4 protein-coding genes are annotated in these 26,347 nt (G+C 53.4%); all 4 read right to left on the reverse strand.

Annotated features, from left to right (window positions below; translation table 11 throughout):
• Positions 1-269 precede the first annotated feature (269 nt).
• The gene (locus QNO02_RS26400) at positions 270-19,286 is read right to left on the reverse strand and encodes a non-ribosomal peptide synthetase (RefSeq protein ID WP_289390442.1); all 19,017 of its coding nucleotides are present in this window, start codon (positions 19,284-19,286) and stop codon (positions 270-272) included.
• An 85-nt stretch (positions 19,287-19,371) separates the two neighbouring features.
• Positions 19,372-21,105 carry an ABC transporter ATP-binding protein gene (locus QNO02_RS26405; protein ID WP_289390443.1) on the reverse strand — a complete coding sequence of 578 codons (1,734 nt, stop codon included), beginning with the start codon at positions 21,103-21,105 and terminating at the stop codon, positions 19,372-19,374.
• Positions 21,102-22,928 carry an ABC transporter ATP-binding protein gene (locus tag QNO02_RS26410; RefSeq protein WP_249913249.1) on the reverse strand — a complete coding sequence of 609 codons (1,827 nt, stop codon included), beginning with the start codon at positions 22,926-22,928 and terminating at the stop codon, positions 21,102-21,104. The genes QNO02_RS26405 and QNO02_RS26410 overlap by 4 nt, the downstream gene beginning before the upstream one ends.
• Positions 22,918-26,226 carry a non-ribosomal peptide synthetase gene (locus tag QNO02_RS26415; RefSeq protein ID WP_289390444.1) on the reverse strand — a complete coding sequence of 1,103 codons (3,309 nt, stop codon included), beginning with the start codon at positions 26,224-26,226 and terminating at the stop codon, positions 22,918-22,920. The genes QNO02_RS26410 and QNO02_RS26415 overlap by 11 nt, the downstream gene beginning before the upstream one ends.
• Positions 26,227-26,347: the final 121 nt, after the last annotated feature.

Below are 26,347 nucleotides of genomic sequence, written 5' to 3' on the forward strand. Positions count from 1 at the left end.
CAGAGTACTCATCCTATATCAGTTAAAGGCCCTCATTATAATAGCCTCATACTGATTTGGACATAGGAACATTAATTATACGTTCATAAACAAAGGGTCCTGATGACAACTGTCATCAGGACCCTTTGTTACATAACTTAAATACTTTTGTCAGGTGATAAAAAAGTCGTGAAACCACCACAAATTTCCATTACCACTTTTTCTCAATATACCGAATGTCGCATATAACGTGCTTAAATGATCCATCTTCACCCAAGCCGGATAAAGGATTAGAAAATAATATCAATAGCCTCTAGCTCATCTTGCTCCTGTTCGGATTGGCCGTTCAGAGAAATATCCTTGAGCAGCACCGAAGGCTGTTCGCAAATTTGGGTGATGATCACGAGCAGGTCCTGAGCGAAATTGTCGATCAGATTGCGCGTAAACAACTTGGTTGCATATTCAAACTGCCCGTTCATTCCCTCATCCAGCAACGAAATGACCAAGGTAAGGTCAAACTGGGAAACCGCATGCGTTTCTGGATAAGATTCGATCTGGATATCCCCGAAGCTTTGAACGTTATCTTCCTTCGTTTCCAGCGCAAACATGACATCGAATACAGGATTGCGGCTTTGATCGCGCGGCACCTGCTTTTTTTTCACAAGTTCTTCAAACGGATAATCCTGATGGTCGTAGGCCCCCAGCATCGTTTCTTTGACTTCGTTCAAGTAAGCGAGGAACGTCTTCTCCCCGGATGGATAATGGCGAATCGCCAACGTGTTGACAAACATTCCGATGAGCGGCTCCAGGTCAGCATGTGTGCGGCCCGAAACCGGTGTGCCTACAATGAAATCTTCTTGTCCCGAGTACTTGCTGAGCAGGATGGAATAGGCAGCCGATAACACCATATATAGGGTAGCACCGTTCTCATCGGCAATGCGCTGTAAGCTTTCAGTCATCTGCTTGTCGATACTGAAAGGCAACACATCTCCCTCAAAGCTGCGAGCGGCAGGTCTGACAAAGTCCGTAGGCAACTCAAGCGTTGGCAGTTCGCCTTCCAACATGTCCAGCCAGTAGGCTTCCTGGCGTTTCAGCCGTTCTTTTACAGGTTCGGACTGCTGCCAAGCGGCGAATTCCTTGTATTGAATCCGAAGCGGTTCCAGTGTCTCACCGTTATACAGGCGCAGCAGCTCTTCGATGAAGATACCCATAGACATGCCATCCGTGACGATATGATGAATGTCCAGCATAAGCAGATGACGTTCCGCTTCCCATTCAACTAAGCCCACACGCAGCAGCGGCGGCCGCTCCAAATCAAAGACACGTACAAAGGCATCCGCAATGCTTTTAGTTTCACTTTCCGTCGCTTTTGTATACTCGACGGCAAACTCTAAGTCCGAATAAACCCGTTGTACCGGTTCACCGTCGACCATTTCGAAGCCAGTTCGCAAAACTTCGTGACGAGCGATTAATCCTTTGAGCGCCGCCTCGAATTGATTCTGCTCCAAGCGCCCGACGAGAACCGTCATGCCGGACATGTTGTAGCTAAGCTCGGCACCTTCCATCTGCTGCTGGATGTACAGCCGTTTTTGCACAGAGGAAAGCGGATAATACTCCCTTTTATCCAGAACCGGAATGGAGAGGAATTCCTGCTGCTCCAATCGGCTAATCACTTCAGCCATCGCTTCAATAGTCGAGTACCGGAATACATCGCGCAGTGGCAGGTCCACGTGCAGCTCCTTGTGCACCTTGCTGACCAGCGTCGTCGCCCGCAGCGAGTGACCGCCGAGGTCGAAGAAGTTGTCCGTCACACCAATCGTAACTGACCCAAGCACGTCCTGCCAGATGGAGACCAATTTCGTCTCCAGATCGTTGCGCGGCGCCACGTATTCGCGCCCTGCACTTGCTCCCTCTTCCGGCGCCGGCAACGCTTTCCGGTCGATTTTCCCGTTTGGTGTCAGAGGTAAATGCTCCAACTCCACGAAGTACGACGGGATCATGTAACCCGGCAGCTCGCTGGAGATCGCTCGTTTCAGATCGGCCGCCGTCAGTTCGATATCCGTTGTGTAATACGCACACAGCGCCTTCTGACCGTTCGCATCACTTCGAACCAGCACAACCGCTTCGCGTATACCTACCACCCGCAGCAGCTGCGATTCGATCTCACCCGTCTCGATCCGGTAGCCCCGGATTTTCGCTTGATTGTCGATCCGGCCGATGAAATCCACGTTTCCGTCCTCCATCCACCGCGCCAAATCTCCCGTGCGATAAAGTCGCTCACCTACGACAAACGGACTATCTACAAACTTCTCTTCCGTCAGCTCTGGACGGTTCAAGTACCCGCGTGCCACACCGACTCCGCCGATAACCAATTCGCCCAGCACGCCGACTGGAACAGGATTCAGATGTGCATCCACGATGTAAAACTTCGCATTTAACCACGCTTTGCCAATCGGCACATGGCCTGTCTGCGGCAGTTTCTCCAACTCCTCGTCATAGAAACTGGAGTCGATTGCTGCTTCCGTCACGCCGTAGGCGTTAATGATGCGGAATGACGGGCCGAACCGTTCCTGCAAGGTACGGTAATCTGCCACACTGCAGCTGTCCGAGCTTGTGATCAATAGCTCCATATCGCTTAATTCCAACCCCTGCTCATGCACGTACTCCATGAACGGCACGATCAGTGCCGGTGTTGATTCAAAAATCGTCACTTGCTCCCGCTCTATCCAGTAGTGCAGACGAGACGGATCGATCCTGTCGTCCTTCGGTACAATGACCATAGTACCGCCGTTGTATAACGTCCGCGCAATGTCACCCACGAACACGTCAAACGAGAAGCTGGCGAGCTGCAACAGCCTTACCGGAAACTGATCCAACCGATATTCCCTTCGGTAGCCCGCCGCCGTGTTCACCAGGCTGCGGTGCTCAATCATCACGCCCTTCGGCTTGCCCGTCGTTCCGGACGTGTAGATGACATACGCCAAATCCTCCGGACGGGCTTCATGGAAGCTGTCCATACCGACAACATCAACATCATTTGGATAACTCTCGCCACCACCGTTCACAGCCCCCGTTAGCTTGCCGTTGACTGGATCGGGAGCACTGCTGGAGCCTTGGCCGAAGTCCATTGGCGCATTGCTTCGTTCCTCGTTGTACGACGCTTCATCGTCGAGATACAGCACCGTCTCCAGTGCCAGTTCCTCTTCACCGAGCCAGGATTCGGCACGCTCTCGCAGCGGCGTTTGCGTCAGTAGCACCTTCGCTCCGCTGTCTTCGAGCATAAACCGCACGCGGTCTGCCGGATAATCCGGGTCGAGCGGTACATAGGCCCCGCCCGCTTTCCAGACGGCCATCACGGCCACCAGCAGGTCCACCGAGCGCTCGGCGAGAATGCCAACAATCTCCTCACGGCCAATGCCGCTTCCGCGTAGCGTAGCCGCCAAGCGATTCGCCCGCTCGTTCAGCTCCGCGTACGTTAGCCGATCGTTCTCGTATACGACGGCTTCCGCTTCCGGCGTGTGTTCCGCCTGTTCCTCGAACAGTCGATGGAACGCTACCACTGGAGCCTCTTCCGGCTGCGCAGGATTAAACGCGCCGACAATCTGCTCTTTTTCCTCTGCCGTTAACAAGTTCAGCTCGGCAATAGTCGCCGACGGGTTGCGGAGAATGGATTCAAGCAATTGCAAGTAGTGGGCAGCCAACTTCTCCATCGTTTCGGTTTTATATAGAGCCGTGGCGTATTCAAACAGATATTCCAAGCCGTCCTCAATCTCCGTAACGTCCAAGCTGAGATCGAATTTGGAAACAATTTCTTCGCTGGCATACGTCGACAAATGAAGGCCCGGAAGCTGGATTTCCACATTTTCTGTATTCTGCAAAGCAAACATCGTATCAAACAGTGGATGACGGCGTAAATCACGAGCCACGTTTACCTTATCCACCAGTTCCTCAAACGGATAATTCTGATGTTCAAAAGCACTCAGCGTTGTCTCCCTGATTTCCTTCAAGTAGTCAAGGAACGTCTTACTGGCAGCCGGGTAACTGCGGATGGCCAAGGTATTAACGAACATCCCGATCAGCGGCTGAACGTCGCTATGATTTCTGCCCGCAATCGGCGTCCCAACCACCACGTCTTCCTGACCTGAATATTTATGCAGAAGTACTTTATACGCCGCAAGCAGAACCATGTAAAGCGTTGCGCCGTTCTCAGCTGCAAGCCGTTTCAGACCTTCGCTTTTCTCAATATTCATAAACAATTGCAGCGTGCGGCCCTCGTAGCTCTGCATAGCCGGGCGCGGATAGTCCGTCGGCGTTTCCAGAACTGGCAGTTCTCCGCGGAACATGTCAATCCAGTAGGCTTCCTGCTTGGCAAGCTGCGTTTTCTGCTCGTCCGATTGCTGCCATACTGCATAATCTTTGTACTGAATGCGGAGTGGCTTGAGCGGCTCCCCGCTGTACAAGTGCACGAACTCTTCGATCAGTACGTCCATTGAAACGCCGTCAGATACGATATGATGTGTATCGAACATCAGGATGTGCCGGTCCGGCGCGAGTTCGGCAATGCCCACCCGCAGAAGTGGCGGCTTCGCTAGATCAAACGCACGAACGAATTGGCGCACCGTTTCTTCCGCCTGCTCCTCGCTGATCTGCACATATTCCACCTGGAAGGTGACTTCTTCGTAGATCCGCTGAACTGCTTCGCCTTCAACCATCTCAAAGCCAGTACGTAGCGTTTCATGACGAGCTACAAGCCCGCGGAACGCTTCTTCAAACCGCTGCCGGTTGAGCTGCCCTTCGAGCAGCATAGCTCCTGGTATGTTGTAGCTCAGCTCGCCTCCTTCCAGCTGGTTCAAGATATAGAGACGTTTTTGCGCGGAAGAGAGAGGATAATACTCGCTAGGTTCCGCAGCCGGAATAGCCGTAAACGAGCCGATCTCCAAACGCTCCATAGCCACAGCCATTTCCTCAACTGTCGAGTAGCGGAATACGTCGCGAAGCGGGAATTGGGCGCCCAGCTCCTTATGCATTTTGCTGACAAGTGTTGTCGCCCGCAGGGAGTGTCCTCCGAGGTCGAAGAAGTTGTCCGTTACGCCTACCGCCTTCTCCCGAACAAGCACTTCCTGCCAAATGGCGGCCAGCTTTGCCTCCAGTTCGGTGCGCGGCGCCACGTATTCGCGGCCTCCGCCTGCTCCCCCTTCCGGCGCTGGCAGCGCCTTCCGGTCAATTTTCCCATTCGGCGTTAGAGGCAATTGCTCCAGTTCGACGAAATACGATGGAATCATGTATCCCGGCAGTTGGCTGGAGATCGCACGTTTCAAATCTGCCGCCGTCAAGTCTTTTTCCACTGTATAATAAGCGCACAACGCTTTCTGCCCCTCTTGATCTTCCCTGACAACAACGACTGCTTCCTTCACGCCACCTACACTCAGCAGTTTCGCTTCGACTTCGCCCGTCTCGATCCGGTAACCCCGGATTTTCGCCTGGTTATCGATCCGGCCGATGAAGTCCACGTTGCCGTCTTCCATCCACCGCGCCAAGTCTCCCGTGCGATACAACCGCTCACCAGCGGTGAAAGGGCTGTCTACAAACTTCTCTTCCGTCAGCCCCGGACGGTTCAAGTACCCGCGAGCCACACCGACTCCGCCGATAACCAATTCGCCCAGCACGCCGACTGGCACCGGGTTCAGATGTGCATCCACGATGTAGAACTTCGCATTCAACCACGCTTTGCCAATCGGCACATGGCCTGTCTGCGGCAGTTTCGCCAACTCCTCGTCATAAAAGCTGGAGTCGATTGCTGCTTCCGTCACGCCATAGGCGTTAATGATGCGGAATGACGGGCCGAACCGTTCCTGCAAGGTACGGTAATCTGCCACACTGCAGCTGTCCGAGCTTGTGATCAATAGCTCCATCCCGCTCAACTTTAGCCCTTGCTCGTGCACGTATTCCATAAACGGTACAATCAGCGCCGGCGTTGATTCAAAGATCGTCACTTGCTCCCGCTCTATCCAGTAGTGCAGACGAGACGGATCAATCCGGTCGTCTTTCGGTACAATCACCATCGTGCCTCCGTTGTACAACGTCCGCGCGATATCGCCCACGAATACGTCAAACGAGAAGCTGGCGAGCTGCAGCAGCCGCACCGGGAACTGATCCAACCGATATTCCCGTCGGTAACCCGCTGCCGTGTTCACCAGGCTGCGGTGCTCGATCATTACACCCTTTGGTTTACCCGTTGTTCCCGACGTGTAGATGACGTACGCCAGATCCTCTGGACGGGCTTCATGGAAGTTGTCCATACCGACAACATCAACATCATTTGGGTGACTCTCATTACGGTCGTTCACAGCACCCGTCAGCTCGCCGGAGACCAGACCTGAAACCATGCTGGAGCCTTGGACGAAGTCCATTGGTGCATTCGCTCGGTCTTCGCTGTATGATGTTTCGTCATCGAGATACAGCACCGTCTCCAGTGCTAGTTCCTCTTCGCCAAGCCAGGATTCGGCACGCTCTCGCAGCAGCGTTTGTGTCAGCAGCACCTTCGCACCGCTGTCTTCCAGCATGAACCGCACGCGGTCCGCCGGATAATCCGGATCAAGCGGTACATACGCCCCTCCCGCTTTCCAGACGGCCAGCACGGCCACCAGCAAATCCACCGAACGCTCGGCGAGAATGCCAACAATCTCCTCCCGGCCGATGCCGCTTGCACGCAGCGTTGCCGACAGGCGGTTCGCCCGCTCGTTCAGCTCCGCATACGTCAGCCGATCGTTCTCGTACACGACGGCTTCCTCTTCCGGTGTGCGCTCCGCCTGTTGCTCGAACAGTCGATGGAACGCTGCCACAGGAGCCATTTCCGGCTGTACCGGATTAAACGCGCCGACAATTTCTTCTTTTTCCGCCGCCGTCATAAGCTCTAACTCATTTACACGAACATTCGGATTAGCCGCAACCTGCTCCAATGCACGGGTAAAATGACCGTGGATCTGCCTGATGTCATGCTCTCTGAACGTCAGTGCATTGTACGTAAACCGCAGCAAAATATGCTCTTCCGGAATGACGGTAATGTCCAGATCGTAGTTCGTTTGTTCCGGCGATTGAATATTAGCGATTTTCAGCGCTTCTTGTCCTCCGCCGACAACCTGCTCAATCTGTTCTTCCATCGGATAATTTTCAAAGACCATAATATGGTTGATCAAGTCGCGCTTTTGCTCGCTCAGCGACTGAATTTCGAACAGTGGGAACGTTTCGTAAACTCCCGATGCCAGCGCTTGATCCTGGGTTTTTCTCAAAATATCGGCTACCGTTTCCTCGGCTTTACCTTGAATACGGACCGGGATCGTATTAATAAACAGGCCAATCATGCTTTCGATGCCCGGAATTTCCGCCGGACGCCCGGATACAACGGAGCCGAATACAACATCCTCGCTGTTGTTGTATATCTGTAGAACCATTCCCCATACAGTCTGCATAAACGTGTTGAGTGTCACCTGCTGCTGGCGCGCCACACGCTCAATTTGCCCAGTCAGTCCTTGGCTGAGTTCCACATCGATTTCAGCCATTTCAAAAGCATGCTGTTTCAGCTGCGTTCTCTCCTGCGGCAGCTTGGTCTGCTGATCGTAACCCGCCAAATACTCCGACCAGTAATCCGAAGCTTTCACTACATCTTGAGCTTCCAGCCATTCGATATACCGGGAGTACGAGGTAACCGGAGGAAGCTCTGGCGCTCGCTTCTCCTGAAACGCAAAGTAAGTGTTGAACACTTCCTTGATCATGAAGGACATGCACCAGCCATCCATCAAAATGTGATGATGACTCCAAATCACATGGTAAGACTCGTCGCCTGTGCGCAAAACGGTCACACGCATAAGAGAGTCTTGGGCCAAATCAAACTTGTTCGCTTTATCCGCGCTGACAAAATCGGCTATTGTCTTCTCCGGGTGTTCATCTCTTGCCGAGCAAATATCTTCAAAATACACTTCACACTTCCGCTCGCGGAATACCACTTGAATCGGCTCGTCTCTCCAGCCAGTAATAAAATTGGTCCGCAGCGCCTCATTTCGCTGTACCAGCGTATCCAATCCGCGAGTGAAGGCTTCCACATTCAGGCTTCCGTACAGATCAAAGGTCACCTGTTCGAAGTAAGCTTCCGAATCGGCATCCAGCAAGCTGTGGAACAACATCCCTTTTTGCAGCGGAGTCAGGGTATATACATTCTCCAGTTCGCCCAGTGCCGCCGTATGTTCGGACAGCTGCTCCAGTTCCTCCACCGTCATATCTTGAAGTAGTACGTCACTAGGCGTAAGCTCCGACCGCTCTTTGGATACGCAATGGCTGATGACTTCACGCAAACTCGATTGAAGCAGGGTGCCCAGGCGCTCAACCGTCTCCCGTTGATACTGGGTTTCCCCATAACGGATCGTGAGTTCCAACACGCCTTCCGACACCATACCGTTGATATCGAGGACATAATCCATCACAGCATTTGGGCTTGAATCGGAGCCCGGACTGAACGGAGACGGCTGCGAGCCGCTGCTTTCGTAATCCTGATCGAACTGACCCAAATAGTTAAAACTGATCTCCGGCTCCAAAACGAAGCTCTCTCCGTCACGCGGCGCCGACAAATAACGCTGGATGCCGTAGCCGATTCCTTTGTTCGGAATGCGGCGCAAGTTTTCTTTCACCTGTTTCACCTGATGACCGAGTGCCTGAGCGTGACCCAGCTTCAGAACAACAGGGAATTGGCTTGTAAACCAACCTACCGTGCGCGTAATGTCCACATCTGGCAAAAGTTCTTCCCGGCCGTGGCCTTCGAGATTCACCAGCACGCGTTCCTGACTGCTCCAAGCTTGTACGGAGAGGCCCAGCGCAGTAAGCAGCAAATCATTCATTTCCGTATGGTAAGCACGGTGAGCCTGCTTCAGCAGCTGTTCAGTTTCGTCCGCTGTCCATCGAACGGTTACGAGCCCGCTGTCCTTCAGTTTGGATCTGCCTTGTTCAAAATCTTTTGGAAGCGGCTCATAGGTCATTTGCTCAATATGCTGCCAGTACTCTCTTTCGCTTTCCATCGCTGGCCCGTTCGCATGATCAGCGAGCTGTTTCGCCCACGTTTGGAATGAATCGGTTTTGAGCGGCAGGCGAATCGGTTGCCCTTGCAACGCCTGCTCATAGGCGGCAGCAAAATCCTCAAGCAGAATCCGCCAGGATACGCCGTCTACGACCAAGTGATGGATTGCGATGAGCAGGTGGTCGCCGTCGTCACAGCGGAACAAGCCAAGCTTCACCAGCGGACCGTTTTCCAGATCAATGCTTGCTTGAATGTCATTTGCCTTAGCCTCTACCGCTTCTTTCACGTCGCTGGCTCCCTTGAAATCGACAACCTCCAGATCGAACAGCACTTCGTTCTCCCCGGCGCCTCGGTTCCAGGCGGTATAACAACCATTCTCGGTTTGACGATAAACCGTACGAAGAGCATCGTGATGCACGATAAGCTGATGCACCGCTTGGCGTAAAGCTTTTTCATCAAAGCCTTGCTTGGAGAACTGCATGAATGCCTGATTGTTATGATGCACATCGGCCGGATTCTGTTCAAAGAACCAGCGCTGAATTGGAGTCAGGATAACCTCTCCCGTCACTTCGGCCTGGCTTGCCGTTCTCTCCGCCGTTTGCAACCGCAAACTAAGGGCGGAAATCGTCGGGTAATGGAACAAATCTTTCATGACCAGCTTGTACCCCGTTTGCAAAAGACGAGAAGATACCTGTAAAGCTTTAATTGAATCCCCACCAAGCGCAAAGAAATTATCCATGGTGCCAACCTGATCCACGCCTAACACTGACTGCCAGACCAACGCGAGTGCTTTCTCGGCAGGAGTACGCGGCGCCGTGTATGCAGCCTCGGCACGAATGCTTCCTTCCGGCACAGGCAACGCTTTACGGTCGATCTTGCCGTTCGGTGTAAGCGGTAGTTGATCCAGACGCATGATTCGTGAAGGCACCATATGAGAAGGCAGTACTGCGTCCAGATGGGCCACAAGCCCTTCCAGATCAAAGCTGGAATCCACTACGATATACCCGCACAAATATTTCTGCCCCCGCTCGTCCGTCCGGTCGATGACAAGCGCTTGACGCACCTCGGCAACATTTTTCATGGCCGCTTCAATCTCACCAAGCTCGATCCGGTAACCGCGAATTTTCACCTGATTGTCGATTCGGCCGATGAAATCTACGTTGCCGTCCGGCATCCAGCGTGCCAGATCACCCGTCCGGTACAACCGCTCCCCAGCGGTGAACGGGCTATCTACGAATTTCTCCGCCGTTAAATCCGGGCGGTTCAAGTAACCGCGGGCCACACCCACTCCGCCGATAACCAGCTCGCCGAGCACCCCGATCGGCACCGGCTTCAGATTTGTATCCACGATGTAGAATCTGGCGTTAAGCCATGCTTTCCCGATTGGCACGCTGCCCGTTTTCGGCAACTTCTCAAGCGGCTCGTCATAGAAGCTGGAGTCAATCGCCGCTTCTGTTACGCCGTAGCTGTTAATAATACGGAACTGCGAGCCAAAGCGCTCCTGCAAGGTGCGGTAATCCGCTACACTGCACGCATCCGAGCTTGTGATCAGCAGCTGCATCGAGCTAAGATCCAGATCCTCGGCATACACATGCTCCATGAACGGTACGACCAGCGCAGGAGTTGATTCAAACACCGTCACGGCGTAGTCGCGAATCCAGCCATAGAGGCGGTTTGGATCAATCCGGTCTTCCTTCGGCACGATGACCATCGTGCCACCGTTGTACAGCGCCCGTGCAATGTCACCAACGAACACATCAAAGGAGAAACTGGCAAGTTGCAGCAGCCGGATCGGGAACTGATCCAGACGGTAGTCCCGCCGGTAGCCCGCCGCCGTGTTCACCAAGCTGCGGTGTTCCACTGCCACGCCCTTCGGACGGCCCGTCGTACCGGAGGTGTAGATGACATAAGCCAGATCGCCCGGCTTGTTTACATTTACCGGATTTGATGCGAGATCCGCCGCTTGTACGTTCTGCTCAGCTTCTGCCGTGGCAGATGTTTCGACAGCAGCCATTGCCACTTGCACCAAAGCCTCCGCCTCCGCGCCTGCTTCGCCTAAAGCTTGTAGGCCCACAGCCGTTTCTGCCGCTCCGAGGCTGTACGCCGCGACGTCATCAAGTGCAAGCACCGTTTGCAGCGTTAGAGCTCCGTCGCTGCGCCAAGCTTCCGCCTGCTCCAACAGGCAGGTCTGCGTAAGCAGCACCGATGCACCGCTATCCGCGAGCATATATTCGATCCGCTCCGCTGGATAGTCGGGGTCAAGCGGTACATAAGCGCCGCCAGCTTTCCATACGGCGAGTACCCCAATCAACAGCTCCGCTGAACGGCCGGCCAGAATGCCGACCACCTGTTCCGGATTCACCCCGCGTGCCCGCAGTACATACGCCAAACGATTCGCTTTGGCGTTCAGCTCCGCATACGTCAGCTTGTTGTCTTCGTAGACAACCGCCAGCGCTCCCGGAGTGCGCTCCGCCTGCTCCTCGAACAGCTCGTGGAACGTACTCTCTCTCCAAGACTCCTCTGCTTCCAAACCTGTATCCTCTGTGGCGGATTGCTTTGCAAGAGCCGAAGAAGACACGTCAAACCCAACCAATAAATTATCCTTTTCGCTGTCTGTTAACATGTCCAAATCTGAAATCTGCGCACCCGGCTGAGCCAGGATCGACGCCAAAAGTTGCTCGTAATGACCCGCCAGCCGTACCATCGTTTCCTGTTTAAACAACGAGGTAGCGTACTCGATCTTGCAAACCAACTCGTTACCCTCTTCCACGATATCCAAGCTAAGATCAAACTTCGCCGTCTTTTCCTCGATGTCAAACAGCGACCATTCCAGGCCTTCCAGGGTTAAATCCAGGCTTTCGTGCTTTTGCAAAGAAAACATGGTATCAAACAGCGGATTCCGGCTTAAATCCCGGCTCACCTGAAGAGCTTCTACCAGCTCCTCAAACGGATAGTCCTGGTGTTCGTAGGCTCCAAGCGTCGTTTCCTTCACTTCCTGCAAGTAATCCATGAACGTCAGCTCTGCCGTCGGACCCAAGCGAAGGGCCAGCGTATTGACAAACATGCCGATAATCGGCGGCAAGTCGGCGTGAGAACGAGCGGCAATCGGAGTACCGACCACGATATCTTCCTGTCCCGCATATTTATGAAGCAATACGGAGTACGCAGCCAGCAGAAGCATGTACAACGTCGCCCCCGAATCGCTGGCAAGCTGTTTGAGAGCTTCACCTTTCTCCGCATCTAGACTAAACGTGAGCGTTTGACCGTCAAACTGCTGAACGGCTGGACGGGAGTAATCAAGAGGCAGCTCAAGAACCGGAAGCTCGGAGCTGAATACCCCGCGCCAGTATTCCTCCTGTCGTTTGATGCGTTGACGCTGTTCCTCGGATTGCTGCCAAACGGCGTAATCCTTGTATTGAATCCGCAGCTCCGGCAATTCTTCCCCATTGTACAGCCGCACGAATTCGCGTAGCAGCACATCCATGGAAAGGCCGTCGGAAGCAATGTGATGCATATCCAGCGCGAGCAGGAATTTTTCTTTCTCCAATTCAATCAACAGGGCGCGCAGCAAAGGCGGCTGGGTCAAGTCAAAAGGCTGAATGAAGCCTTCTAGAATGGCTACAACCTGATCTTCGCTTGCTTGAAGCTTCTCGACCTTGAAAGCGACGAGCGGATGAATACGCTGAACCGGCTCCCCATTCATGATTTCAAAACCGGTGCGAAGCATATCGTGCCGGGCCATCAAAGTAGTCAGCACATCTTCTACTTTGGCCTCGTTCAAAACCCCTTCCAATTGTAAGGCGCTTGGAAGGTTATAATTCAGCTCCAAGCTATCCAGCTGGTGCAGGACGTATAGCCTTTTTTGTGCAGAGGAAACCGGATAGTATGCTTTCTCTTCCGCTTTTGGAATCGAGCTGTGCTGCGATTCTTCCAAGTTGGCAATAGCCCCAGCCATCGACTCTACCGTCATATAGCGGAACACATCGCGCAGCGGAAGTTCAACGTTCATTTCCTTCCGAATTTTGCTGACAAGGTTTGTCGCCCGTAAGGAATGCCCTCCGAGCTCGAAGAAATTGTCCAGGACTCCAATGCCGGAGTAACCCAGCACTTCCTCCCAAATTTTCACAAGCTGGGACTCCGTAAGGTTACGCGGCGCTACGTATTCGACGCCCGTTTGCAAGGCGCCTTGAGGCGCCGGCAGTGCTTTGCGGTCCACTTTGCCGTTGGACGTCAGCGGCATGCGTTCCAGCTGCACGAAGTACGACGGGATCATGTATCCCGGCATTCCCTGGGCCAGCGAGGTTCTCATTTCGCTAACCGTCAGCGTCCGGTCCGCCACAAAGTAGGCAACAAGCGCCTTTTCGCCCCCGCTGTCCTGACGGGCGAGCACCACCGCTTCTTCCACGCCCTCCACGTTCAGCAGTTGGGTCTCAATTTCGTCCAACTCGATTCGGTACCCGCGGATTTTGACCTGATGGTCGATTCGGCCGAGGTATTCAATGTTGCCGTCCGGCAGCCAGGCCGCCAAGTCACCCGAACGGTACAGTTTCTCCCCCTCCGCAAACGGAGAATCAACGAACTTTTCCGCCGTCAAATCCGGGCGATTCAGGTATCCTCTCGCCAGGCCTTCCCCGGCCACGTACATTTCGCCTGCTACGCCGATCGGAACAGGACGATTGTTTTCATCCAGAACGTACACGCTCAGCGTTGGGATTGGCTTGCCGATATTACTCTTTGCCGCCTCCATCTCGATCCATGTGATCTCCTTATACGTCACGTGAACCGTCGTTTCGGTAATACCGTACATATTGATCAGCTTTGTCTCCGGGTACTTCGTCTTAAAACCCTTGAGCAACAGCGGGCTGAGCGCTTCGCCGCCGAAGATGACGTTGCGAATCCACAGATCGTACGGATGGTCCGCTAAAACCTCACGCAGCAGTTGGTAGAAATATGTTGGCGTCTGATTCAAAATCGTGACCCGTTCTCGGCTCAGCAGTGCCAGGAACTCGGCCGGATTTTTCGCCGTAAGCGGCGGTACGATAACCAGCTTTCCTCCATTTAGCAGCGCTCCGTACATCTCCCAGACGGAGAAATCGAAGCAGAACGAGTGGAATAACGTCCACGTGTCGGACGACCCAAAGTCGAACAGGTTCTTGTCGTTGAACAAAAGGCGCACGACGTTTTTATGCTCGATCAACGTGCCTTTGGGTTTGCCGGTCGTTCCCGATGTGTAGATGACATAAGCCAAGTTGCCCGGCCCGGAAATCGGCTCCAGATTCGAAGCGTCCAGCGCACCAGCGGAGTCCGCCCCTTTGTCGACCCAAACGAAATCGTCCAATTCAAGGCGCGTTCCTGCAAAGTCGGTCTTCTCATGCAAATGCTTTTGAATCAGCAATAACGGTGCGCCTGAATCCTCAATCATGAAGCGGATGCGTTCCTCCGGGTAGTCGGGATCAACAGGCACGTAGGCTCCGCCCGCTTTGAGAATCGCCAGAATGCCGACGACCATATCAAGCGAACGTTCGGCCAGAATTGCTACCAACTGATCCGCTTCGACTCCCGTCTCCCGCAGCTTACGTGCAAGCCGATTGGATCGTTCGTTCAGTTCGCGGTAGGTCAACTGCCACTCATTCATGACGGCGGCCACGTTATCCGGGTAAAGCTTCGCCTGCTCTTCGAACAAGCCATGAATCGTCTGCTGCCGTGGGTAATCTGCCTCCGAATCGTTGAAACCGCGCACCAGTTCACGGATTTCCTGCTCCGTTAGCATTTCCAGTGAAGCAATATCCCCTTCGGGTGCTGTTGCGATAGTTTCGAGTAGCTTGTCATAATGTCTGGCGAACCGCTCCGCAGTCTCCTGTTTATATAAAGCCGTAGCGTACTCCAACCGGCATTCGAGCTGACCATCCAGCTCCGAAATATCCAGAAGCAGCTCGAACTTGGACGTTCGGTTTTCCAACGGATAAAACGATTGCTCCAGCCCCTCGATGACAATTTGCTCATTCTCCGTATTTTGCAGGGAGAAGAACGTATCAAAGAGCGGATTCCGGCCGGTCGCGCGCGGAATGTGAAGACTTTCCACCAAATCTTCGAACAAATAATTTTGGTGTTCAAAAGCCCCGAGTGCGATTTCCTTCATTTCTTCCAGGTACTTAAGGTACGGCTTGGAACGCTCCGGATGGCAGCGAATGGCAAGCGTGTTGATAAACATACCTACGATTGGCTGCACTTCTTCTTGCGTTCTTCCGGCAATCGGCGTTCCCACGATCAGATCTTCCTGACCCGAATATTTATGCATAAGGATCGAGTAAGCAGACAACAGCACCATGTACAGGGTCGTGCCCGTCCGTGCGGCCAGTTCTTTCAGCTTCTCCGTCCGTTCTTTCCCAATATCAAACTTCACGGTCCGGCCGTCAAAACTTTGCACCGCAGGCCGCGGGAAGTCCGTCGGCAGTTCCAATACAGGCAGCTCGCCCGACAGCTGTTCCAGCCAGTACTCCTTCTGCGGCTGGATCAACTGCCCGTAGGCTTCGGAATGCTGCCAAACGGCATAATCTTTGTATTGAATACGCAACGGAGCCAGCTCCTCACCCCGATACAGGCGGCTGAACTCATCGAAAAGCAGCGCTGTCGAGATGCCATCCGAGACGATATGGTGCATATCAAACAGCAGAATGTGGCGATCCTCGGCGACTTCGATCAGGCCGATGCGTAGAAGTGGCGGCTTGGTCAGATCAAACGGGTGATAGTATGCTTCCACCACTTGGTCCACTTCTCGCTCGCTCGCCTGGAAATAGTCTACAGAAAACTCCACCTCGTCATAGATGCGCTGCACAAGCTCGCCTTGAACCTGCTCGATCCCGGTACGCAGCGTCTCATGGCGCTGAATCAGCGCCCGGAACGCGTACTCTACGCGCGTGCGGTCCAGCTTGCCTTCGAGAAGAAGCGCCGCCGACATATTGTAGCTACGCTCGGCCGTGTCAAGCTGGCGCAGGACGTACAGACGCTTTTGCTCGGATGAAACCGGATAATACTCGGCCTCTGCCGCCTTTGTAATCTCATACGTCTCCTGCTGCTTTAAACCGCCGATTCTTTGGGCCAGCTGTTCGATCGTGGTGTAGCGGAAAACGTCCCGCAGCGGAACCTCGACTTGCAGCTCTTTTCGAATCTTGGAAACAAGCGCGGAGGCCCGCAAGGAATGACCACCCAGGTCAAAGAAATCGTCTTGGACTCCAACTCGCGCAACACCCAGCACCTGCTGCCAAATAAGAGCAAGTCTTGTTTCCAGCGTTGTGCGAGGAGCCACATACTCACGGCCCGCTTCTACCTCTCCGGTCGGTTCAGGCAGCGCTTTACGGTCAATCTTGCCATTTGGTGTGAGCGGAAGCTGATCAAGAGACACCAGCCGGGCCGGAACCATATGCGCAGGCAGCTCTTGCTTCAATTGGGACAGCAGATCGCTCAGCTGTAAGGAAACATCCCCCGCCACGTAACCGCACAAATACTTTTGCCCCTGCTCATCCGTACGGTCAGTCACCACAGCCTGCTTGATCCCCGGGAAACGCAACAGGGCCGTTTCAATTTCGCCGAGTTCGATCCGGAACCCGCGAATTTTCACCTGATAGTCGATCCGGCCGATGAAGTCAACGTTGCCGTCTTCCAGCCAGCGGGCCAAATCTCCTGTCCGATACAGACGTTCGCCGGACACAAACGGGCTGTCTGCAAACTTCTCGGCGGTTAGGTCCGGACGGTTCCAATACCCGCGCGCCACCCCGGCGCCGCCGATGACAAGCTCACCCAGAACCCCTACAGGAACCGGCTTTAACCCGGCATCGACAATGTAAAACCGGGCGTTCAGCCAGGCTTTGCCGATCGGCACATGACCCAACGATGGCAGCTTGTCCAGCGGCTCATCGTAAAAACTGCTGTCAATGGCCGCTTCGGTAACGCCGTAGCTGTTGATGATGCGGAATTGTCCGCCGAATCTTTCCTGCAGCAATCGGTAATCGGTGACACTGCAAGCATCGGAGCTGGTAATCAGCAGCTGCATGGAGCTAACGTCTAGCCCTTCTTCATAAATATGCTGCATGAACGGTAGGATGAGCGCAGGTGTCGATTCAAATACCGTAATGTTTTGGTCCCGAATCCAGCCGTATAAGCGGTTCGGATCAATCCGGTCATCCTTTGGCACAATTACCATCGTGCCTCCGTTATACAGCGTCCGCGCGATGTCTCCAACGAACACGTCAAACGAAAAGCTTGCCAGTTGCAGCAGCCTCACCGGGAACTGATCCAACCGGTACTCACGGCGGTACGCATCCGCCGTATTCATGAGACTACCATGCTCAATCATGACGCCTTTTGGGCGTCCCGTCGTACCCGAGGTGTAAATCACATAAGCCAAGTCTTGCGGGGCACTATCAGCAGATTCAAATGCCACGGCTGCTGAGGTATCCCCGTTATATATCTGTTCATCGTCCATCGCATAGACAGCTTGAAGCTTCAGCCGGTCATCGGCCAACCAACCTCCGGCCCCCTCCAACAGATGACGCTGCGTAAGCAGCACCGATGCTTCGCTATCGCTGAGCATGTACTCAATACGTTCCGCCGGATAATCGGGGTCCAGCGGTACATAAGCTCCGCCAGCTTTCCATACAGCGAGCACACCGACCAGCAGTTCCACGGAACGCTCCGCCCAGATCCCCGTAATCGTCTCCCTTCCCACGCCCTGTTCACGAAGGAGCGAAGCCAGAAGCTCGGCGCGTTTGTTCAATTCGCCGTAAGTCAGCTTTTTGTCCATGTAAACAACTGCCGGGTGATCCGGAATGTCTCGGGCAAACTTTTCGACATACCGATGAAACGCTATTCCCTCGTTCAGTGCTGCCACCGGCGGGTTAAACACGTCCAGAATTCGGCGTCTCTCCTCATCGCTCAGTAGAGAAATCTCGCGTACTCGCAGTTCGGGAGTCTCAAGAAACTGGTCCAAAACGGTTACATACTGTTCTATAATGCGATCAATCTCGGTCGTCTCGAACAGGCCGGTACGATAGGAAGCATGGAGAATAACATGGCCTTCATTCAGCATATGGTCGAAGCGCAGCAGTAAATCGTCCATCTCGTGCCTAGCAAAGTGAGCCTCCAGACGTACCTTGATTTCTTCGTACTCCACGATTTTCAAAGGCAGATATTCCAGAGACGTGCGGAACAGCTCCGAAAGATCGTTGCGGCCGTGTTGTTCACGTAAATCCTGGATCAATTGGTTATAAGGATATTTCTGATGCCGCAGATCCGCCGTATTTTCCTTGGAAACCGTTTGGATCAAGGAAAGCACGGACCCATCTGGATTCAGACTAATCCGCGTAGCCACGGTGCTGACGAACATACCGATCGTTTCTTTTTCCTTCTTGCTGGTGCGATTGGCAAAAACCGTGCCGACCGGCACATCGGTGCTGTCAGTCAGCTTATACAATAAAACGTACATGGCGGACAAAAATAACGTATATAAACTGACCTGATATTGTTCGCTAAAAGCCAGAATGCGGTCGTAGCGGGAAGCATCCAAAGTGATTGAACGTTTATTCGATTCGCTGCCAATCGAGAATGGCGGAACCGATTTAATGCCGCTCGTTTCAGGCAAAGTGTTGTACTTGGTCAGCCAGTATTCCTTGCCTTTTTGATAACGCTGCGATTGCTCATATTCATGCTCAGTTGAAATATAATCCAGATAGGAAGGGGCCTGGTAACTGGTGAAGATGCCTTTGCGCAGTTCCAGGTATTTTTCCATCACCGCATGCAGCAAAGCAGTGACGGACAAACCATCAGCAATGATATGATTTACAGTCAAATTAAGCCATACTTGGCCGTTCGCAAAATGTATCATCGTAAATTGGTAGAGGTGTTCGTCGAACACGCTGGCCGGTTTTTCGGTTACTTCTTTCACCCAAGCATAGAATTGTTCGGTTGTGCCTATTTCGAGGTGGCTTATCCTGGTTTGGACATTCTCCGTCACTTCGAACCACTGCGTTGGATTTTGCAAATCCCCGCCAATGCGGATTCGGAAAGCGTCGTAGGTTTTGACAATCTCTGCCGCCGCTTGCTCCAGCAGCTTGGTGTCGATCTCGCCCGTAATCTGGTAGGTCGCGGAAAGCATCGTGATGGATGTGCCCGGATTCATAATTTCCATGAACCATATCCGGCGCTGGGCTTGCGTTAATCCATATTGCTTGTTCGTATTCTCTCTCACATCGATACACTCCCGTATTAGAGATTGTTTGTAGTTAGGCTTTGTACCTGGATATCAGCAGGAAGCCGCCCACCGTAAAGCGGGTCTATCCGTACAGCCGCGCGTAATAACCTCCGAGCGCCAACAGGTCCTGATGGCGGCCCCGTTCGACGACCGTTCCTTGATTCATGACCGTAATCAAATCCGCATGTTCCACCGTGCTGAGACGATGCGCAATCAGAATGGTGGTGCGCCCCTTCATCAATACGTTCAGAGCTTGCTGTACCCAATGCTGGGATTCGTTATCCAATGCAGAAGTTGCTTCGTCCAGCAGCAGAATCGGGGCGTTTTTGAGAATCGCCCGGGCGATCGCAATTCGCTGCCTTTGTCCACCTGACAACGATGCTCCTCTCTCTCCCACCGGCGTTTTATACTGTTCAGGAAGTTCCTGAATGAAATGGTGAGCGTACGCCGCTTTGGCCGCTTCAACCACTTCTTCATCCGTTGCATCCGGATTGCCATACCGGATATTTTCCTCAATCGTGCCGGTAAACAAAAACGGCTCCTGCGGAACGTATGCAATCTGCCTGCGGATTTCGTCCAGCGTGTAATGTCCGAACGGTTTGCCCTGGAGCAGGATATCTCCGCTGTCCACAGGATAAAAGCCGAGCAGCAGCTTGATCAGTGTACTTTTGCCGCTGCCGCTGGCTCCTACGATTGCAGCGACCTGACCAGGAAACACTTGCATGGACATGTCGACAAGTACCTTTTTATCCGCCTGATAGGAAAATTCCACATCGCGAAACTCCACCGCAGCCTCCGATACAAGCTCGCTACGAGAAGATCCCAGACGCTCCGGTTCCTCTTCCTCGCTTAGTACCTCTTGAATCCGGTGAGCGCCCGCGAGTGAATTTTGGGTCATCGACAGAACCATCCCCAAGTTCAACAAGGCGTGCGTCAGGTTCACTTGCAAAACTGCCAGAGCGGCGACACTTCCCATTCCCATCAATCCGTAGGCATAAAGAAGACTGCCGATGACGATGATGCCGCAGAACGTGACGTAGCTGATAAAATGGTTCACTGCAGCCTGCATACCGTTCTTTTTCGCCGTTTGCCGAAGCGTTTGCGTCATTTGTTCGTTCAACGCCTCGTACTGGCCGTAAATCGTGCGGATGCGGAACAGCTTCACAATTTGAATGCCGCCCATAAAATCTTTGAATTTTTCGGTCATTTTACCGAGCGTTTGCAAGCCTTGTTCGGACAAGGCACGAATATCCCGTGCAAATTTCAGACTGACCAGAGAGGACAGCAGCAGAATGACGAAGGATACGCCGGCAAACCGCCAATCGATCACCACCATGGAGACAATAGAGCCGATGCAGAAGACAACTTGAAGCAGCAAAACGAAGTAAACCTGCGAGAATGTAAACTCAACGGTCGTTACGTCGTTGTTCACCCGCGACAGCAAGTCCCCATGGTGCGTCTGCTCCAGGAATCTCGGCCGCACCCGGCACAGCTTGTCATAAAGACGTTTGCGGATATTCAGCACAGTCAGCTCGACACTGCGCTGGTATAAGTAAATGAACCAGGGAGAAATTATATTTTCCAGGAACAGGGCCGCGCCCAAAATAATAAAGGCTTCCACCATCAAGGACGTATCTCGGGAAACGGCGAAATCAACCAAGTTATGTACGACCATGCTGAAGGCGACCAGAAACAATGTCTGGGTGAGCGCCGTTACAGCAAGGCCAATCGCGTACTGGGTTTTGCGCTTGCGGTTCATAAACGTCAGCAAGTAGCCGAGTTCTTTCACTTGCGAGAGCCATCCGCCCTTTTTCATGTGTACGACACCTCCCTGCGTTCGGCAGACTCGGTAAACTCCTGGTAGTACGACTGGGCGTACAGTCCCTTCCTCTCGAGCAATTGTTCATGAGTGCCCTTTTCGATAATACTTCCTTGTTCCATAACCCAGATTTCATCGGCGTTTTGTACCGTAGAAAGCCGGTGGGCAATAACCATGGTTGTTCTCTGCTTCATCAATACGCCCAGCGCTTCCTGAACCGCGCTTTCCGACTCCGGATCAAGTGCCGATGTGGGCTCGTCCAACAGCAGAACGGGAGCATCCTTCAGAAAAGCCCGGGCCATTGCAATGCGCTGGCGTTGCCCACCGGACAAAAACCCGCCGCGCTCTCCGACATATGTCTGGTAACCGTCCTTAAGCTGCATAATGAAAGAATGAGCCTGAGCGGATTTGGCGGCTTCGATAATGTCGTCCATCGACGCTTCTTCCCGCCCATAGCCGATATTTTCGGCGATTGTACCGCTAAACAAATATGAATCTTGGGTTACCACGGAAAAATGCGACCGAAGCTGCTCTGGATCAGCGCCGTGGATCAGGCTTCCGAACACGCGGATCTCACCCTTATCCTCCGGAAGTGGATAAAAGCCGCATACCAGTTTAAACACCGTGCTCTTCCCTCCGCCGCTCGCTCCGACAAGTGCAATCGTCTTGCCTTCCGGCACCGAGAAGCTAACATTCCGCAGAATTGGAGAACTCTCTTCATACCCGAAGGTTACGTTCTGAAACTGGATGGGAGCGGCGCTCGCTTTTGGAAGCAAACGGCCATTCTCCGTTTCGGTCGGCTGCTCGACGATTTCGGAGACCCTTCTCAGGGCACCGGTCATTTCGAACGTGCGCGTGATGAGCTCGGGAATATGCTCCAGCGGCTCCAGGCACAGATTAAGCAAGTACAGGAAGGCGATTAGTTCTCCCGCGGCTAACTGCCCGTTGTAGATCAAATAGCTACCGTAACTGACGGCGAAAATGATCGGGCTGATCATCAGCGTAGAAAGCAGCGGATTGACCCAGGCTTCCCGCTTTTTCACGGCCAGCTTTTTTTGAGCCGTCAATTGCAGCAACACTTGGTAGGAGCGAGATAACATACCAGATAGCAGATAGCTTTTCACAATAGGCATCCCCCCAAGCGTATCCTGGAGGTTGACGTTCATTCGGCCCATGTTCGCCTGGGCTTCCTCTGTCAACTGTTCCAACTGCTTGCCGATCCATTGGGAAACCAGCAGTGCCACGGGAAATAACAGCAGGCTGTACAGCATCAGCTCCCACTGGAGATACATCAAATAAGCGAAACAGCCGATAAATAATAGCGGATGATAAAACCACTGGGCGAGGTCCCGAATCATAAATTGCTGGATGAGCTGCAGATCGTTGTTGATCCGCGACAATACGTCGCCGGAGTGCTGCTTTTCCAAATAGGGGACCGGAAGTTTGCCGATATGACGCATGACATGGTTGCGGATATCCTGCACCGCAGAGGCACTGCTTCGCTCCACACCAAAGCTCATGAAAAACTTCGCCGGCACACCGATCAAGATGACCACAAAGACCGTGTACACGATCTGCAAAACGATTGGCCCCGCCCCATTCTCGGCTTGTGTGGTCAGCTGCTCGACCAAACGCCCCGTCCATATCTCAATAACCGCGGCGGCAATTGCGGACAGGATACCGACGATCATCCAGCCTTTGTGACGGCTTACATAGGACATCAGCCAGCGGAACGCTTTCCAGGTGGCATAAGCGGTTCGGCGCTTGGAAGGCGCCGCTGTGCCTTGTTCTTGAACAGACGTCTGCCGGTCAGCTCCCATGCAGGACCCCGGCCTCCGCTTTGATCTGCCGCTTGATTTGCACTAAGATGTCACGGATGACAACGGCCGTTTCGTCCACACGCGCAAGTTCCAGTAACTCCTCGTGTGCGCCCTCCAGCCGGTAATCGGCGTAAGCTTGCGTCGTTGCCCTCTGCCAGGAGGGCAACTGGTGCTCCAGGCGGAACGCTTCGCTGTCCTTCGCAATCAGTTCGTAAATCCGGGCAGTTATCGTGCCTGAATTAATAAGCTGCGCTTCGTACGTCAAGGTGGCTTTGATTTTCCGATGAACACGCTCCCGCACGAGTGGATTGCTCATTAATTCCTTTTCTTCTTCGTCGAAATCCGCAAGCATTTCTTCAAGCTCTTTCTCAGACGTTTCATAAGGTGTGAGTGTGTCCTTAATCCACGAGTCCACCATGAGCAAGTCCGTTACGGAATACCCTCTTCTTTCCATAATTTTGGCTACTTCGAACGTCAGGTTGCCTCCGAAGCAGTAACCGAGCAGCACGTAAGGTCCTTCCGGCTGGATGCGAACAATCTCATCCACATAACGGTTCAGCATGGCCTCGTAATCGATGACATCGTCTATAAAATCAATGCCGTAAAGCACGAATCGGCCGTCTAGCCTGCTTGCAAGCTCTCGGTAACCGATGCCGAAGCCGCTGCCTGGAGGGAAGCAGAACACGTTCAGATCCCCTGTTTTATTCAGCTTAATGAAGGAATCTCCCCCTTTATCCAGGCCCAGATCCTCCTCTCCAAAAGCCATGGCTTCAACGGTTACATGATGGAATTGGCGATTCAGCGGTATCTCGATGCCCGTTTCATCGTAAACGGCTTGAACGAGCCTCATCAGACTTAAGGAATTGCCGCCCAGCTCAAAAAAGTTATCCTTTACGCCGACCTGTGGAATGCCAAGTGTATCCTGCCAGACACGGGCGATCTTCATCTCGAGCAGTGTTCTCGGCGCAACATATTCCGCTCCTACAGCCGCAGCTTCCTCCGGCACCGGCAGAGCTTTGCGGTCGATTTTTCCGTTAGCAGTCAGCGGCATCTGCGAAAGCTGCACAAGATGCGCAGGAATCATATACCCCGGAAGCTGCTGGGCGAGCTGCTCCTTGAGTTCATTCGCCGCCAGCTTTGTTTCCGCGACGTAATAAGCAACAAGTTGCTTATGGCCGTTCGCGTCGTCCCGGGCGAGTACCACCGCTTCTTCCACGCCCCGGGCGTTCAGAAGCTGCGTCTCAATTTCGTCCAGCTCGATCCGGTATCCGCGGATTTTGACCTGATGGTCGATTCGGCCGAGGTATTCAATGTTGCCGTCCGGCAGCCAAGTCGCCAAGTCGCCTGAGCGATACAGTTTTTCCCCATCCGCAAACGGGGAATCAACGAACTTCTCCGCCGTCAAATCCGGACGGTTCAGGTATCCTCTCGCAAGCCCTTCCCCGGCCACGTACATTTCGCCCGCTACGCCAATCGGCACAGGGCGGCGGTTTTCATCCAGGACATAAACCCTCAGTGTTGGGATTGGCTTGCCGATATTGCTCTTCGCCGCCTCCATTTCGACCCACGTAATTTCCTTATACGTCACGTGAACCGTCGTTTCGGTAATTCCGTACATATTAATCAGCTTTGTCTCCGGGTACTTCGTCTTGAAGCCCTTGAGCAAAAGCGGAGTAAGCGCTTCGCCGCCGAAAATGACGTTGCGAATCCGCAGATCGTATGGATGATCCGCCAAGACCTTACGCAGCAGCTGGTAGAAATATGTTGGCGTCTGGTTCAAAATCGTGACACTTTCGCGGCTCAGCAGTGCCAGGAACTCGGCCGGATTTTTCGCCGTAAGCGGCGGTACGATAACCAGCTTTCCTCCATTTAGAAGCGCTCCGTACATCTCCCAGACGGAAAAATCGAAGCAGAACGAATGGAATAACGTCCACGTGTCGGACGGCCCAAAGTCGAACAGGTTCTTGTCGTTGAACAAAAGGCGCACAACGTTTTTATGCTCGATCAACGTGCCTTTGGGTTTGCCAGTCGTTCCCGATGTGTAGATGACATATGCCAGGTTCTCCGGACCGGAAATTGGCTCCAGATTCGAAGCGTCCAGCGCACCTTCCGAGTTCGCCCCGCTGTCGCCCCAAACGAAATCATCTATTTCAAGGCGCGTTCCTGCGAAGTCGGTCTTACCGTGCAGATGCTTTTGAATCAGTAATAACGGTGCTCCCGAATCCTCGATCATGAAGCGGATGCGCTCCTCCGGGTAGTCGGGATCTACAGGCACGTAGGCCCCGCCCGCTTTGAGAATCGCCAGTATGCCGACAACCATATCGAGTGAGCGTTCGGCCAGAATCGCTACCAGCTGGTCCGCTGCGACTCCCGTCTCCCTCAGCCTGCGCGCAAGACGGTTGGATCGCTCGTTCAGCTCGCGGTAGGTCAGCTGCCGTTCGTTCATGACAACGGCCACGTTGTCCGGGTAAAGCTCCGCCTGTTCTTCAAACAAACCGTGAATCGTTTTCCCCCGCTCGAACCCGGTTTCGGTATCATTAAATCGATTCAGCAACGTCTCCCTCTCGTCCGGGGAAAGCACATCGGCTTGTCCAAGCTCCAGATCCGGCTGAAATACAAGCACGGACAGAAGCCGAACAAGGTGGTCGGCCGTCTGTTCCACAAATGCACGCTCGTATCGATTCCCGTCAAAGCTTATTTCTAGCTCGATAGAGTCGTTTTGGCGGTCGAATCGAAAATCCGTATCGGCCGCCACCCGGTTACCCAGCGGTTCAGGATGAATCGGGGCGAAGGATGCGACGGTGTTGACGACTGGGACTCCTTCCCCTGTATAGTCCAGATGGAGCGGCTCCACCATTTTCCGAAAAGGCAGATGCTGATGCTCCAGCGCCTCGCCGATGGAAGCTTTGATGCCCCCGAGCAGCGTTTTCAGCGTAGTCTGGCTGCTTACGGACGTTTTGATCACCAGGATGTCTTGCGGCGGCTGAGTCACGTCCGGGTCCGCGCTATAAGAAGGCATGCCGACCAGTACTTGATCCTGCCCTGTATATTTGAACAGCAGGCTTTTTACTCCTGCCAAAACAATCATGTACAAAGCCAGATCCGAACCATTGGCGAGGCGAATGATTCTCTCCGAGAGTTCACTCGGCAGGGTACGGTGAAGCAAGGCCGGCTCTGCCGCAGCTTCGCCGCCCGCAGATAATTTGGAGGATTGACTGTAGGGAAGGAAGCTCAGGCTGTCATCGTCGTCAAACTTGCTGCTCCAGTAACGTTCTTCCTTTTCAAATAAAGATTTCATTCGTACCTCCCTTAAAAATGAAGTGACCGCATGCCCCGGCGCAGGTCCTAAAGAGCTTGCTTTCGGCCTGCGCGTTTACGGGCTTGATTTACGGACTTGCAAGTTGTTCGACGTCTTCCTT

Source organism: Paenibacillus sp. PK1-4R (assembly GCF_030369595.1).
Classification (GTDB): domain Bacteria; phylum Bacillota; class Bacilli; order Paenibacillales; family Paenibacillaceae; genus Paenibacillus.

What these genes read in the sequence shown, in the direction of transcription:
- QNO02_RS26415 (WP_289390444.1), bottom strand. Translation starts at nt 26,226, where the DNA reads ATGAAATCTTTATTTGAAAAGGAAGAACGTTACTGGAGCAGCAAGTTT.
- QNO02_RS26405 (WP_289390443.1), bottom strand. Translation starts at nt 21,105, where the DNA reads ATGAAAAAGGGCGGATGGCTCTCGCAAGTGAAAGAACTCGGCTACTTG.
- QNO02_RS26410 (WP_249913249.1), bottom strand. Translation starts at nt 22,928, where the DNA reads ATGGGAGCTGACCGGCAGACGTCTGTTCAAGAACAAGGCACAGCGGCG.